This is a genomic window from Pseudomonas maumuensis, from assembly GCF_019139675.1.
Taxonomy (GTDB): Bacteria; Pseudomonadota; Gammaproteobacteria; order Pseudomonadales; family Pseudomonadaceae; genus Aquipseudomonas; species Aquipseudomonas maumuensis.
Genome location: NZ_CP077077.1, coordinates 2,000,525 through 2,014,491 on the forward strand (window position 1 = coordinate 2,000,525; position 13,967 = coordinate 2,014,491).

At 61.2% G+C, this 13,967-nt stretch carries 11 protein-coding genes and 4 tRNA genes; 11 read left to right on the top strand and 4 right to left on the bottom strand.

All coding sequences use genetic code 11. The annotated features are described in order from the left end of the window. Window positions 1–7: 7 nt before the first annotated feature. The 4 genes from KSS90_RS09150 to folD form a co-directional block, all read right to left on the bottom strand. Window positions 8–790: an ABC transporter substrate-binding protein gene (locus KSS90_RS09150; RefSeq protein WP_217869094.1), complete on the bottom strand. Its 783-nt coding sequence runs from the start codon at window positions 788–790 to the stop codon at window positions 8–10. 249 nt (window positions 791–1,039) lie between these two features. Continuing rightward, the gene (gene ocd, locus KSS90_RS09155; RefSeq protein WP_217869095.1) at window positions 1,040–2,086 is read right to left on the bottom strand and encodes an ornithine cyclodeaminase; all 1,047 of its coding nucleotides are present in this window, start codon (window positions 2,084–2,086) and stop codon (window positions 1,040–1,042) included. Window positions 2,087–2,105: 19 nt separating this feature from the next. Beyond that, complete coding sequence (gene ctlX, locus KSS90_RS09160; RefSeq protein WP_217869096.1) at window positions 2,106–3,023, bottom strand: citrulline utilization hydrolase CtlX; 918 nt, start codon at window positions 3,021–3,023, stop codon at window positions 2,106–2,108. 198 nt (window positions 3,024–3,221) lie between these two features. Further along, window positions 3,222–4,076, bottom strand: a complete 855-nt coding sequence (gene folD / locus KSS90_RS09165; protein WP_217869097.1) for a bifunctional methylenetetrahydrofolate dehydrogenase/methenyltetrahydrofolate cyclohydrolase FolD — start codon at window positions 4,074–4,076, stop codon at window positions 3,222–3,224. A gap of 255 nt (window positions 4,077–4,331) precedes the next feature. Here folD and KSS90_RS09170 point away from each other — a divergent pair. From KSS90_RS09170 to KSS90_RS09220, 11 genes are all read left to right on the top strand, one after another. Beyond that, window positions 4,332–4,408: transfer RNA gene (locus KSS90_RS09170), tRNA-Arg, on the top strand. A 34-nt stretch (window positions 4,409–4,442) separates the two neighbouring features. Beyond that, window positions 4,443–4,518, top strand: a tRNA-His gene (locus tag KSS90_RS09175). A 57-nt stretch (window positions 4,519–4,575) separates the two neighbouring features. Continuing rightward, window positions 4,576–4,660: transfer RNA gene (locus KSS90_RS09180), tRNA-Leu, on the top strand. Window positions 4,661–4,696: 36 nt separating this feature from the next. Further along, window positions 4,697–4,772 (top strand) — tRNA-His (locus tag KSS90_RS09185). A gap of 151 nt (window positions 4,773–4,923) precedes the next feature. Beyond that, window positions 4,924–5,223, top strand: a complete 300-nt coding sequence (locus KSS90_RS09190) for a DUF6388 family protein (RefSeq protein WP_217869098.1) — start codon at window positions 4,924–4,926, stop codon at window positions 5,221–5,223. A 246-nt stretch (window positions 5,224–5,469) separates the two neighbouring features. Next, window positions 5,470–6,783 carry a trigger factor gene (tig, locus tag KSS90_RS09195; protein WP_217869099.1) on the top strand — a complete coding sequence of 438 codons (1,314 nt, stop codon included), beginning with the start codon at window positions 5,470–5,472 and terminating at the stop codon, window positions 6,781–6,783. A gap of 91 nt (window positions 6,784–6,874) precedes the next feature. Next, a complete protein-coding gene (gene clpP, locus KSS90_RS09200; protein WP_023629742.1) occupies window positions 6,875–7,516 on the top strand; it encodes an ATP-dependent Clp endopeptidase proteolytic subunit ClpP in 642 nt (213 codons plus the stop codon). Window positions 7,517–7,624: 108 nt separating this feature from the next. After that, window positions 7,625–8,908, top strand: a complete 1,284-nt coding sequence (clpX, locus tag KSS90_RS09205; RefSeq protein WP_031314790.1) for an ATP-dependent Clp protease ATP-binding subunit ClpX — start codon at window positions 7,625–7,627, stop codon at window positions 8,906–8,908. 153 nt (window positions 8,909–9,061) lie between these two features. Continuing rightward, entirely contained in the window at window positions 9,062–11,458 is a 2,397-nt protein-coding gene (gene lon / locus KSS90_RS09210) for an endopeptidase La (RefSeq protein WP_102683237.1), read from the top strand. 153 nt (window positions 11,459–11,611) lie between these two features. Beyond that, window positions 11,612–11,884 (top strand): HU family DNA-binding protein, encoded by a 273-nt coding sequence (locus KSS90_RS09215; RefSeq protein ID WP_023629739.1) that lies wholly within the window; start codon window positions 11,612–11,614, stop codon window positions 11,882–11,884. A 180-nt stretch (window positions 11,885–12,064) separates the two neighbouring features. Next, complete coding sequence (locus KSS90_RS09220; protein ID WP_217869100.1) at window positions 12,065–13,924, top strand: SurA N-terminal domain-containing protein; 1,860 nt, start codon at window positions 12,065–12,067, stop codon at window positions 13,922–13,924. Window positions 13,925–13,967 lie beyond the last annotated feature (43 nt).

A 13,967-nucleotide genomic window follows, 5' to 3' on the forward strand; every position in this document is an offset into this window, starting at 1 on the left:
TGCAGGGTCACTCGTTGTAGATGTCCAGGTCGCCAACGTACTTTTTCTGGATCTCGGCGTAGGTGCCGTCGGCATGGATCATGGCGATACCCTTGTCGAGCAGGGCCTTGAGCTCGGGGTCGGTCTTGCGCAGGCCCATGGCGATGTCCAACGGCAAGGTCGGATCCTTGATCGCCGGACCGCTCTTGAAGTCGGCGCCTTCGGGTTTGGAGAGGAAGTTGAGCTGGGCTTCGAGCTTGTCGGTGACGGTAGCGTCGAGGCGGCCATTGATCAGGTCGGCATAGTTCTGGTCCTGGCTCTGATAGGCCTTGACCTGCGCGCCCTGCGGCGCCAGCACGGCGCGGGCGTAGGCTTCCTGCAGCGAACCCTGGAGCACGCCGACCTGCTTGCCCTTGAGCGATTCGGTGGTGTCGCCGAAGTCGGCCGACTTGCGCACGATCACCGAGGTGGGGCTGAGGAACAGGCGGCTGGTGAAGTCGATCTGCTTCAGGCGTGCCGGGGTGACGGCCATGGACGACATGATGGCGTCGAACTTGCGGGCGCGCAGGGCCGGGATCATGCCGTCGAACTCGTTGTGTACCCAGGTGCATTTGACCTGCAGCTTGGCGCAGATGGCGTTGCCCAGATCGATGTCGAAGCCTTGCAGGCTACCGTCGGCGGCGACGGATTCGAAAGGTGGATATTCGGGAAAGACACCGAAGCGGATCTCGGTCCACTCCTTGGCCTGGGCAATGGTGGTGGCGCACAGAGAGAACAGCAGCACGCCGAGGCGTTTTCGCATGGAGAACATGGTCTTGGGTCCCTGGGTGTTGTTATTGGTAGTAGGGCGGTTGAAGCGTGTAGGTCCGTCAGTGACTCATGGGTCGCGCTCAGAATGCGCGAGATAGACAGGTTTTTTGTGTCGTTTGCCTGCGCATGGGAGGCCGGATTCGGCTGTTAGCGGGCTATTTGCAGCCGAAACGGCTGTTCCGACAAAGATTTATGGATGTGCGACAGCCGTTTCGGTCATTGGGGCCGCCAAGCGGCCCTGCATGTAAGGTCAGGCAGCACTGGCCTTGTGCTCACGCTCTTTTGGCTGCAGCAAGGCAAACAGATCCTTCGGGTTCTCGAGCTCAGGAACCAGTGCAATGTCATGCCCGATGTCCAGAGCCCGGGCCATGTCCAGCACATAACGCAGCGCCGAGTAGTCCTCCAGGGCGAAGCCGACCGAGTCGAACAAGGTGACCTGCCCGGCGTTCTCGCGGCCTGCGGCGCTGCCCTCGACCACTTGCCAGAACTCGGTGGTCGGCGAGTCGGCGGGCATCTGCTGGATCTCGCCTTCGATCCGGCTTTGCGGTTCGTACTCGACGATCACCCGGGCGCGCTCGACGATGTCGCGGTGCAGCTCGGTCTTGCCCGGGCAGTCGCCGCCCACGGCATTGAGGTGCATGCCTGGCTCGATCAGCTCCGGGGTGAGGATGGTGGCGTAGGCCTTGTCGGCGGTGACCGTGGTGACGATGTCGGCGCCGCGCACCGCCTCGGCCACGCTGCCAGCGATGGTCAGCTTCAGTTGCGGGTAGTCGGCCAGGTTGGCTGCCAGCTTTTCGGATGCGTTACGGTCGATGTCGAACAGGCGGATCTCGTCGATGCCCAGCAGGGTATGGAAGGCGATGGCCTGGAACTCGCTTTGCGAGCCGTTGCCGATCAGCGCCATGCGCTTGCTGTCCGGGCGCGCCAGGTGGCGGGCGGCCAGGGCCGAGGTGGCGGCGGTCCGGATGGCGGTGGTCAGGGTCATCTCGCTGAGCAGCACCGGCGCGCCGGTATCGACATCGCCCAGGGCGCCGAAGGCCATCACGGTGAGCAGGCCGTTGTGGGTGTTCTTCGGGTGGCCGTTGACGTACTTGAAGGCGTACAGGTTGGCGTCGGACACCGGCATCAGCTCGATCACACCGTCCGGCGAGTGGTTGGCCAGGCGCGCGCATTTCTCGAAGTCGTGCCAGCGCAGGTAGTCCTGGCGAATGTACTCGGCCATCTCGGCCAGGCAGGTGGGCAGGCCCTTGCGGTTGACCAGGCGGGTGAGGTCATTTACGTCGATGTAGCGGGTCATGATGGTTCTCCTTGACGGGTCAGTGGCGCGAGGGCAGGTGGATTTCGGCGAGCATGCAGCGGGCGCTACCGCCGCCTATACGTTCGATATGGTCGATGTTCACCACCAGTGGATGGCTGTGGCGTTCGACCTGGCGACGTTGCTGCGTATCGAGCGAGCGCCAGGCGCTACGCGACATCACCAACAGGGAGTGGCCGTCGCGGTCGTGGACTTCGAGCATGTTGCCGGCGAAGTTTTCCAGTTGGTCGAAGTTCAGTGCCAGCACCTGTTTGCCGGTGTCGCGCAGTGAATGCTCCAGGGCATGGCGTTCGTCCTGCCGGGGCAAGGCATCGAGGCAGGCCACGGCGAGCTGGCGACCGACGTTCATCATCACGTTGCTGTGGTAGATCGGTGCCTGCTGGCGATCCACGGCGTGGAACAGGCACAGCCGGTAGTCCAGCTGCTCGGCGAACTGGCGCAGGGCGCGTTCGTGGGTACGCCCTGAGTGGCAGGCGTAGCTGATGCGGTGCTCGCGGTCCAGGACCATACTGCCGGTGCCCTCTAGGAACAGGTTCTGCTGCTCCAGCGGGCTCAGGTCGATGGTGCGCTGGATGGCAAAGCGTTCCTGCAGCACGCCCAGCACACCCTTGCTCCGTTCCAGGCGACGGTTCTCGCCTTCCATCGGGTAGAGCACCAGGCTGCCGTCGGCGTGGCTGCTCCAGCAGTTGTTGGGGAAGATCGAGTCTGGGGTATGGGGCTCTGGGGTGTCCTGCACCACCAGCACGTCGACGCCGTGCTGGCGCAAGGTATCGACGTAGCCGTCGAATTCTTCCAGGGCCTTTGCGCTGGCGGTCTCAGGGTCCAGCGGCGCCTGCTGGAAGCGGTTGTTGGCGGCGGTGTCGGGGTTGAAGGCGAACCGCGCCGGGCGAATCATGAGGACGGTATTTGTTGTTTGCATTGGGCACGCATCCACGGGTGGGCTGTGTGACCATTTTCGAAGGGATCGTGAAGTAATCCCGGCTGAAGCACGCGCGTGCGGCAGCCGGTCCAGCTGAAATGGACGCGCAGGCAGCGGAATCTGCCGTCGCCGTCCAGTAGGGCGTGCAAACGAAAACGGCGCCTCGAAGGGCGCCGTTTCATTTACTGCCGCAACCGCTTACTTATGCAGCTCTTCTGCCGCATACAGGGTGTTCTCCAGCAGGCACGCCCGGGTCATCGGGCCCACGCCGCCCGGCACCGGGGTGATCCAGCCGGCGCGGGGCAGGGCGGTCTCGTAGACCACGTCGCCGACCAGCTTGCCGTCTTCCTGGCGGTTGATGCCGACGTCGATGACGATGGCGCCTTCCTTGACCCACTCACCCTTGACCAGGCCCGGCTTGCCGGCGGCGACCACCACCAGGTCGGCGCGGCCGACATGGCCGGCCAGGTCCTTGGTGAAGCGGTGGCAGACGGTCACGGTGCAACCGGCCAGCAGCAGTTCCATGGCCATTGGCCGGCCCACGATGTTGGAAGCCCCGACAATCACGGCGTTCATGCCGTACAGGTCCTGGCCGGTGCTGTGCAGCAGGGTCATGATGCCTTTCGGCGTGCATGGGCGCAGCAGCGGGATGCGCTGGGCCAGGCGGCCGATGTTGTAGGGGTGGAAACCGTCCACGTCTTTGTCCGGGCGAATGCGCTCGAGCAGCAGCGAGGCGTCCAGGTGCTCCGGCAGCGGCAGTTGCAGGAGAATGCCGTCGACCGCCGGGTCGTCGTTGAGCCGGTCGATCAGGTCGGTCAGGGCTTGCTGCGTGGTCTCGCTGGGCAGGTCGAACGCCTGGGAAATGAAGCCGACCTCTTCGCAGTCCTTGCGCTTGTGCGAGACATAGACTTGGGAGGCCGGGTCGGTGCCGACCAGGATCACCGCCAGGCCCGGGGTGCGCAGGCCCTGCTGGCGGCGCTCGGCGACACGTTGGGCGATCTGCTGGCGCAGGTTGGCGGCGATCGCCTTGCCATCGATAAGGTGTGCAGTCATAGACGCGTGATTAACCATCGAGAAGGGAACATATATAAGAAGGGCGCATTCTCGCACGACATGGCCCAAGGGCAAAGGCGGGTGGTCGGGCAAATCCCCTAACCCCTTCAATAATTTAAATTTTTTTGCGAAAGGTGTTGACGGGTGGAGGGGTCGCCTATAAGATTCGCCGCACTTGTCGGGCACTGCCTGGCACGGGTTGGCAAAGTTGGGCAGAATAAGCGGTTGGTTTGTTCGGTTCGACTGGAAGCTTAAGCGCCCGTAGCTCAGCTGGATAGAGCATCCGCCTTCTAAGCGGATGGTCGCAGGTTCGAGTCCTGCCGGGTGCGCCATTAGGCTCGGGCAAGTAAGCAGTAGTGCGTTTTGGTGGGCGTAGCTCAGTTGGTAGAGCGCCGGATTGTGATTCCGGTTGTCGTGGGTTCGATTCCCATCGTCCACCCCAGATTTTTCAGGGGCGCCTCGATTGAACGATCCGGCGCCTTTGTTCTAAGCGTTTCATGCGGACGTGGTGAAATTGGTAGACACACTGGATTTAGGTTCCAGCGGCGCAAGCTGTAAGAGTTCGAGTCTCTTCGTCCGCACCATGTTTCTGTAAGGCTGTACCGCAACATTGCATTATGGTGGGCGTAGCTCAGTTGGTAGAGCGCCGGATTGTGATTCCGGTTGTCGTGGGTTCGATTCCCATCGTCCACCCCATATTTTCAGAAGGCGCCCGGATCGAATGATCGGGCGCCTTTTTTGTTTCTGCCATCCGGTGCCTGTGGCTACTGGTGGTCAGGCGATAAAAGCTGTTAGATTTCAGCCGGTTGAATGCCTGGCCGAATAGGCTGCCAGAGGAGTAGCGCAAATGATTGCAAAAGAGGCGCGTCAGACCCTGGCGCTGCAGCGATTTGCCGAGGCCAATCCGCAGTTGCTCGAGGAGGTCCGCGAGCTGGATGCTCGTGAGCAGGCCCAGCAGATCGAGTGGGCCTTCGAGGATGCTGCGCAGGAGCTGGGGCTTGAGCCTTGGGAGTATGCGCTGCAACTGATTGCCGAATCGCCGGAGCAACTGCAGGCCATGCGCCTGGAAACGCATCGCGAGGTGGCCGAGGCGCTGGGCATGGTGTGGGAAGAATACTGCCAGTTCAACGAGATCGATCCGCAGTAAGAGGGTGCTCGTTCTGGCTGTTGTTTGTTTGACAACGTTTTACAACTGCGCGGCATCCGAGGTGGCGCGCGGTCACTGTTGAAATAGGCTCGACGCCATGTCGTGCGGGCCTCTCAAGGAAATCGATCGGCGTACTTCGTCGACAATCCGGGTGGGGTGACTTCTGGTGCATGAGTCACTAGAATGTTTGCCCTTGATTCTGGAGTCGGGTATCGCCGGCTAACGTCTGTGCAACGAGGAATATCCATGCAAGTTTCTGTTGAAAACACTTCCGCTCTCGAGCGCCGCATGACCATCGCCGTTCCGGCCGAGCGCGTCGAGAACGAAGTCAACAAGCGTCTGCAGCAGACTGCCAAGCGCGCCAAGGTTGCCGGCTTCCGCCCAGGCAAGGTGCCGATGAGCGTGATCCGCCAGCGTTTCGAGGCCGACGCCCGTCAGGAAGCCTTCGGTGACCTGGTCCAGGCTTCCTTCTACGAAGCCATCGTCGAGCAGAAGCTGAACCCGGCAGGCGCGCCTGCCGTCGAGCCGAAGTCGTTCGAAAAAGGCAAGGACCTCGAGTTCGTCGCCATCTTCGAAGTCTTCCCTGAGTTCACCGTTGCCGGTTTCGACTCGATCGCCGTCGAGCGCCTGAGCGCCGAAGTGGCTGACGCCGACCTGGACAACATGCTGGAAGTCCTGCGCAAGCAGAACACCCGCTTCGAGACCGTAGAGCGCGCCGCGCAGAACGACGACCAGGTCAACATTGACTTCGTCGGCAAGATCGACGGCGAAGCCTTCGCCGGCGGCTCGGCCAAGGGCACCCAGCTGGTGCTGGGTTCCGGCCGCATGATCCCGGGCTTCGAAGAAGGCCTGGTTGGCGCCAAGGCTGGCGAAGAGCGCGTGGTCAACGTGACCTTCCCAGAGGACTACCAGAACCTGGATCTGGCGGGCAAAGCTGCCGAGTTCACCATTACCGTCAACAGCGTTTCGGCCCCTGTGCTGCCAGAGCTGAACGAAGCCTTCTTCGCTCAGTTCGGCATCAAGGAGTCGACTCTGGAAGGCTTCCGCGCCGAAGTTCGCAAGAACATGGAGCGTGAACTGCGCCAGGCCATCAAGACCAAGGTCAAGAACCAGGTCATGGACGGTCTGCTGGCCGCCAATCCGGTCGAGGTTCCTAAGGCCCTGCTGGAAAACGAAGTCAACCGTCTGCGCGTGCAGGCCGTTCAGCAGTTCGGCGGCAACATCAAGCCAGACCAGCTGCCGGCCGAGCTGTTCGAGGAGCAAGCCAAGCGCCGTGTGGTCCTGGGCCTGATCGTTGCCGAAGTGGTCAAGCAGTTCGACCTGAAGCCGGACGAAGCCAAGGTTCGCGAAGTCATCGAAGAGATGGCCTCGGCTTACCAAGAGCCTGAGCAGGTCATCGCCTGGTACTACAAGAACGACCAGCAACTGAACGAAGTGCGTTCGGTTGTACTGGAAGAACAAGTTGTAGATACTGTCCTGCAGAAAGCGACTGTGACCGACAAATCGGTCTCGTACGAAGAAGCCGTGAAACCAGCACAGGCAGCTGCCGACGCTGAGTAACAGGCTACTCTCGTAGGAAACCCCCACAAGCCAGCCTTCGCGCTGGCTTGTGCGTATTCAAGCCATGACTATTTGGGAGTGAGTGCAGGACATGTCCCGCAATTCTTATATTCAGCAGAGCTCTGACATCCAGGCCGCGGGCGGCCTGGTCCCGATGGTTATCGAGCAGTCCGCCCGTGGCGAACGTGCCTACGACATCTATTCGCGCCTCCTGAAGGAGCGCGTGATCTTCCTGGTCGGCCCTGTAGAGGACTACATGGCCAACCTGGTAGTGGCGCAACTGCTGTTCCTTGAGGCGGAAAACCCGGACAAGGATATCCATCTTTACATCAACTCCCCAGGCGGTTCCGTGACGGCTGGCATGTCGATCTATGACACCATGCAGTTCATCAAGCCGGACGTCTCGACCATCTGCATCGGCCAGGCCTGCAGCATGGGTGCGTTCCTGCTCGCGGCCGGTGCTGCTGGCAAGCGTCACTGCCTGCCCAACTCGCGGGTGATGATTCACCAGCCGTTGGGTGGTTTCCAGGGTCAGGCGACCGACATCGAGATCCATGCCCAGGAAATCCTCAACATCAAGGCGCGCCTTAACGAGCTGCTGGCCCATCACACCGGTCAGCCGCTGGAAACCATCAAGCGTGACACCGAGCGTGACAACTTCATGAGCGCTGCGCGCGCGGCCGAGTACGGCCTGATCGACTCGGTATACGACAAGCGGCAACTGGCATCCTGAAGCAATACGCCAGAGCGGGTGGGTGCAGATCGTACCCATCCGCGGACTTGAAAAAGCCAGCGATTGCCTTCATCTTGTGTTTCAAGCCTACCGGATTGGATCGATCGAATGACTGACACCCGTAACGGCGAGGACAACGGCAAATTGCTCTATTGCTCCTTCTGCGGCAAAAGCCAGCACGAAGTGCGCAAGTTGATTGCCGGCCCCTCGGTATTTATCTGCGACGAGTGCGTCGACCTGTGCAACGACATCATCCGTGAGGAGGTGCAGGAAGCCCAGGCCGAGAGCAACGCGCACAAGCTACCCTCGCCGAAAGAAATCAGCGGTATCCTGGACCAGTACGTCATTGGTCAGGAACGCGCGAAAAAGGTACTGGCGGTAGCGGTGTACAACCACTATAAGCGCCTGAACCAGCGTGATAAGAAGGGCGACGAAGTCGAACTGGGCAAGAGCAACATCCTGCTGATCGGGCCGACTGGCTCGGGCAAGACGCTGCTGGCCGAGACACTCGCGCGCCTGTTGAACGTACCGTTCACCATTGCCGATGCCACCACCCTGACCGAAGCCGGTTATGTTGGTGAGGACGTCGAGAACATCATTCAGAAACTGCTGCAAAAGTGCGACTACGACGTGGAAAAGGCCCAGATGGGCATTGTCTACATCGACGAGATCGACAAGATCTCGCGCAAGTCGGACAACCCGTCCATCACCCGTGACGTCTCGGGCGAGGGCGTGCAGCAGGCGCTGTTGAAGCTGATCGAGGGCACGGTGGCCTCGGTGCCGCCGCAAGGCGGTCGCAAGCACCCGCAACAGGAGTTCCTGCAGGTCGACACCCGCAACATCCTGTTCATCTGCGGTGGCGCGTTCTCTGGCCTGGAAAAGGTCATCCAGAACCGTTCCACCAAGGGCGGCATCGGTTTCAGCGCCGAAGTGCGCAGCAAGGAAGAGGGCAAGAAGGTCGGTGAGTCGCTGCGTGAGGTCGAGCCGGACGATCTGGTCAAGTTCGGTCTGATCCCTGAGTTCGTCGGTCGTCTGCCTGTGCTGGCAACGTTGGACGAGCTGGACGAGGCTGCGCTGATGCAAATCCTCACCGAGCCGAAGAACGCGCTGACCAAGCAATATGCCAAGCTGTTCGAGATGGAAAGCGTCGACCTCGAGTTCCGCAGCGATGCGCTCAAGGCCGTTGCGCGCAAGGCCCTGGAGCGCAAGACTGGCGCCCGTGGCCTGCGTTCGATCCTCGAGGGCGTGCTGCTCGACACCATGTACGAGATTCCTTCGCAGAAGGATGTCAGCAAGGTGGTGATCGACGAAAGCGTCATCGAAGGCTCTTCGCAGCCGCTGCTGATCTACGAGAACAGCGAGCCGCAAGCCAAGGCCGCTCCCGACGCCTGATCGGGAACGGGATAGCAACAGGAAGGGGCCTTTTTGGCCCCTTTTTGCATTTCATGGCCTGGGCGCTTGTAATTTCCCAGGGCTGCCCCCACATTAGCCCCAAGCACCATTTCCAACGGTTTCCGGCCACATGGCCGCTGTAGAGGCGAAATCATGAAGACCACCCTCGACTTGCCTCTTTTGCCATTGCGCGACGTTGTCGTCTATCCGCACATGGTCATCCCACTGTTCGTGGGGCGTGAGAAGTCCATCGAGGCCCTCGAGGCCGCGATGACGGGCGAGAAGCAGATCCTCCTGCTGGCCCAGAAGAATCCTGCCGACGACGATCCGGGTGAAGACGCCCTGTATCGCGTGGGCACCGTCGCCACCGTTCTGCAACTGCTCAAGCTGCCCGATGGCACCGTCAAGGTGCTGGTCGAGGGCGAGCAGCGTGGCGCTGTCGAGCGCTTCAACGAAGTCGATGGCCATATCCGTGCCGAAGTCAGCCTGATCGATGAAGTCGAGACCGCCGAGCGCGAGTCCGAGGTCTTCGTGCGCACCTTGCTGTCGCAGTTCGAGCAATACGTGCAACTGGGCAAGAAAGTCCCGGCCGAAGTGTTGTCCTCGCTCAACAGCATCGAAGAGCCTGGGCGCCTGGTCGATACCATGGCCGCGCACATGGCATTGAAGATCGAGCAGAAGCAGGAAATCCTCGAAATCGTCGACTTGCAGGCGCGCGTCGAACACGTGCTGGCGCTGCTTGATGCCGAGATCGACCTGCTGCAGGTCGAGAAGCGCATTCGCGGTCGTGTGAAGAAGCAGATGGAGCGCAGTCAGCGCGAGTACTACCTGAATGAGCAGATGAAGGCCATTCAGAAGGAGCTTGGCGATGGCGACGAAGGGCACAACGAAGTCGAGGAGCTGAAAAAGCGCATCGATGCCGCTGGCCTGCCCAAGGATGCCCTGGCCAAGGCCCAGGCCGAGCTGAACAAGCTCAAGCAGATGTCGCCGATGTCGGCCGAGGCCACCGTGGTGCGTTCGTATCTCGACTGGCTGGTGCAGGTGCCGTGGAAGGCCCAGAGCAAAGTGCGCCTGGATCTGACCAAGGCCGAGGAGATCCTCGACGCGGACCACTACGGTCTGGAAGAGGTCAAGGAGCGCATCCTCGAGTACCTCGCTGTACAGAAGCGGGTGAAGAAAATCCGTGGCCCGGTGCTGTGCCTGGTAGGTCCACCCGGTGTGGGCAAGACCTCGCTGGCCGAGTCGATCGCCGCCGCCACCAATCGCAAGTTTGTGCGCATGGCCCTGGGTGGGGTGCGTGACGAGGCTGAGATCCGTGGCCATCGTCGCACCTACATCGGTTCGATGCCCGGTCGTCTGATTCAGAAAATGACCAAGGTGGGTGTACGCAACCCGCTATTCCTGCTCGACGAGATCGACAAGATGGGCAGCGACATGCGCGGTGACCCGGCCTCGGCGCTGCTTGAGGTGCTCGACCCCGAGCAGAACCACAATTTCAACGACCACTACCTGGAGGTCGACTACGACCTCTCGGACGTGATGTTCCTATGCACCTCGAACTCGATGAACATCCCGCCGGCGCTGCTCGACCGCATGGAAGTCATCCGCCTGCCGGGCTACACCGAGGACGAGAAGATCAACATCGCGGTCAAGTACCTGGTGCCCAAGCAGGTCAAGGCCAATGGTTTGAAGAAGGACGAGCTGGAGGTCGATGTGTCGGCCATCCGCGACATCATTCGCTACTACACCCGCGAGGCCGGTGTGCGTGGCCTGGAGCGCCAGATCGCCAAGGTCTGCCGCAAGGTGGTCAAGGAGCACACCGGCGCCAAGCAGGTGAAGGTCAAGGTGACCGGCGAGCAGCTCGAGCAATTGCTGGGCGTGCGCAAGTTCCGCTACGGCCTGGCTGAGCAGCAAGACCAGATCGGTCAGGTCACGGGTCTGGCCTGGACTCAGGTGGGCGGTGAACTGCTGACCATCGAGGCTGTGGTCATTCCTGGCAAGGGGCAGTTGATCAAGACCGGCTCGCTCGGCGATGTCATGGTCGAGTCGATCACCGCTGCGCAGACTGTGGTGCGCAGTCGTGCTCAAAGCCTGGGGATCGCTGCAGATTTCCACGAAAAGCGCGATGTTCACATCCATATGCCGGAAGGCGCCACGCCCAAGGATGGCCCTAGCGCCGGTATCGGCATGTGTACCGCGCTGGTGTCGGCCCTGACCCAGATCCCGGTGCGCGCCGACGTGGCGATGACCGGTGAGATCACCCTGCGTGGCCAGGTCCTGGCCATTGGTGGGCTGAAGGAAAAACTGCTGGCGGCACACCGTGGTGGGATCAAGACGGTGATCATTCCAGAAGAGAATGTTCGCGACTTGAAGGAGATTCCGGAAAACATCAAACAGGATCTTCAGATCAAACCGGTCAAATGGATTGACGAAGTCCTCCAAATTGCGCTGCAATACGCCCCGGAGCCCTTGCCAGATGTGGCTCCGGAGATTGTCGCGAAAGATGAAAAGCGCGACGGCGATGCTAAGGAAAGAATCAGCACGCACTAGTACGTATTTCGCTGGGGGGCTTTGGTTGACAGCATTTTCGGCCCCTTGCTATAAAGCGGCACGCCAGTGTCAACAGGCCACCCAGCGCTCGTTTCATAAGCTTTTCATTACATACTTAGAAACAAACTCAATAGAGAAATAAGGGGACTTAGAGTGAACAAGTCGGAACTGATTGACGCTATCGCCGCATCCGCTGACATCCCGAAAGCTGTAGCCGGCCGTGCGCTGGACGCAGTGATCGAATCCGTTCAAGGCGCCCTGAAAGCCGGTGACGATGTCGTCCTGGTTGGCTTCGGTACCTTCTCGGTCAAGGAGCGCGCAGAGCGCACCGGCCGTAACCCGCAAACCGGCAAGGCGATCAAGATCGCTGCCGCCAAGGTTCCTGGCTTCAAAGCTGGCAAGGGCCTGAAAGACGCCGTCAACTAAGTCGTCTTTCAGCCGGCCCGGGCGTCGCCAGGGCCGACCGCGTGACGGCGGGTCGCAAACGTTCCCGCTGGCACGCTCGCTTCGAAAAGGCGCATCCACTGGATGCGCCTTTCTTCTATCAGGATTCTACCCACGCTCCGCGGTTGTCGACGCAGTGGTACAGCCGTTTCTGGGGGACGCATGCTGCAGAATATCAGGGACAATTCACAAGGTTGGATTGCCAAGACCATCATCGGCCTCATCGTCGTACTGATGGCGTTGACCGGTTTCGAGGCCATTTTCCAGGCCGCCAGCCATAGCCAGGACGCCGCCAAGGTGAACGGCCAGACCATCAGCCAGAACGAGCTGAGCCAGGCCGTGGACATGCAGCGCCGCCAGCTGATGCAACAGTTGGGCAAGGACTTCGACCCTGCGCTGCTGGACGAGAAGATGCTGCGCGAAGCCGCGCTCAAGGGGCTGATCGATCGCAAACTGCTGTTGCAGGGTGCCGAAGACGCCAAGTTCGCTTTTTCCGAGGCTGCGCTGGATCAGCTGATCCTGCAGACGCCTGAATTCCAGGTCGATGGCAAGTTCAGCGCCGAGCGCTTCGACTCGGTCATCCGCCAGATGGGCTACGGTCGCATGCAGTTCCGCGAGATGCTTGCCCAGGAAATGCTCATCGGCCAACTGCGCACCGGCCTTGCCGGGAGCAGCTTCGTCACCGACAAGCAGGTCGAGGCCTTCGCCCGCCTCGAGAAGCAGACCCGTGATTTCGCTTCCCAGACCTTCAAGGCCGACCCGGCTGCGGTCAAGGTGAGCGATGACGAGATCAAGGCGCACTACGACCAGCACGCCAAGGAATTCATGACCCCGGATCAAGTGGTCATCGATTACCTGGAGCTGAAGAAGTCGGCCTTCTTCGACCAGGTCAAGGTCGACGACGGCGAGCTCAAGGCTCTGTACGAGAAGGAAATCGCCAATCTGGGCGAGCAACGCCATGCCGCGCACATCCTGATCGAGGTCAACGGCAAGACCGACGATGCCAAGGCCAAGGCCCGCATCGAAGAGATCCAGCAGCGCCTGGACAAGGGTGAGGACTTCGCCAAACTGGCCAAGGAATTCTCCCAGGACCCGGGCTCGGCCAACACCGGTGGTGATCTCGGCTTCGCCGGCCCTGGCGTGTACGATCCGGCCTTCGAGGACGCCCTGTACAAGCTGAACAAGGACCAGGTCTCCGCACCGGTGCGTACCGAGTTCGGCTACCACCTGATCAAGCTGCTGGGCGTGCAGGCGCCGGACGTACCTAGTTTCGCCAGCCTGAAGGACAAGCTGACCCATGAGCTGAAGACCCAGCAGGTGGAGCAGCGCTTCGTCGAGGCCACCAAGCAGCTCGAGGACACCGCCTTCGAAGCCTCCGACCTGGCCCAGCCGGCCCAGGACCTGGGCCTGAAGGTACACACCTCTGCCGCCTTCGGTCGCGAGGGTGGTGAAGGCATCACTGCCAACCGTGCGGTGATCCAGGCCGCGTTCAGCGAGCAGGTGCTGGAAGAGGGCGCCAACAGCAACGCCATCGAACTTGACCCGGAAACCGTGGTGGTCGTGCGCGTCAAGGAGCACCGCAAGCCCGAGCAGCTGCCGTTGGAGGCCGTGGCCAAGAACATCAGCGAGCACCTGGCCAAGGAGAAGGCGATTGCCGAGCTCAAGGCCAAGGCCGACAAACTGATCGCCGGTCTGCGCGATGGCTCGGTCAAGGCCGAAGGCCAGGGCTGGAAGCTCCATGAAGCGGCTACCCGTGGCCAGGACGGCATCGATCCGGCTGAGCTGCAAGCGGTGTTCCGCCTCGGCAAGCCAGCAGCCAAGGGCAAGCCGGTCTACGGCAGCGTGGTCCTGGGCGATGGCAGCCTGGTGGTCCTGCAACTGAAGGGCGTCAACGAAGGTGCTGCCGCTACCGATGAAGAGAAGGCGCAGATCCGTCGCTACCTCGCATCGCGTGCTGGGTCGCAGGACTTCGCGGCCTATCGCAAGTTGCTTGAAGGCAGTGCCGACATCACCCGCTACTGAGTCGTGCGCTGATCGCGAAACAGGCCGCTTAATGCGGCCTGTT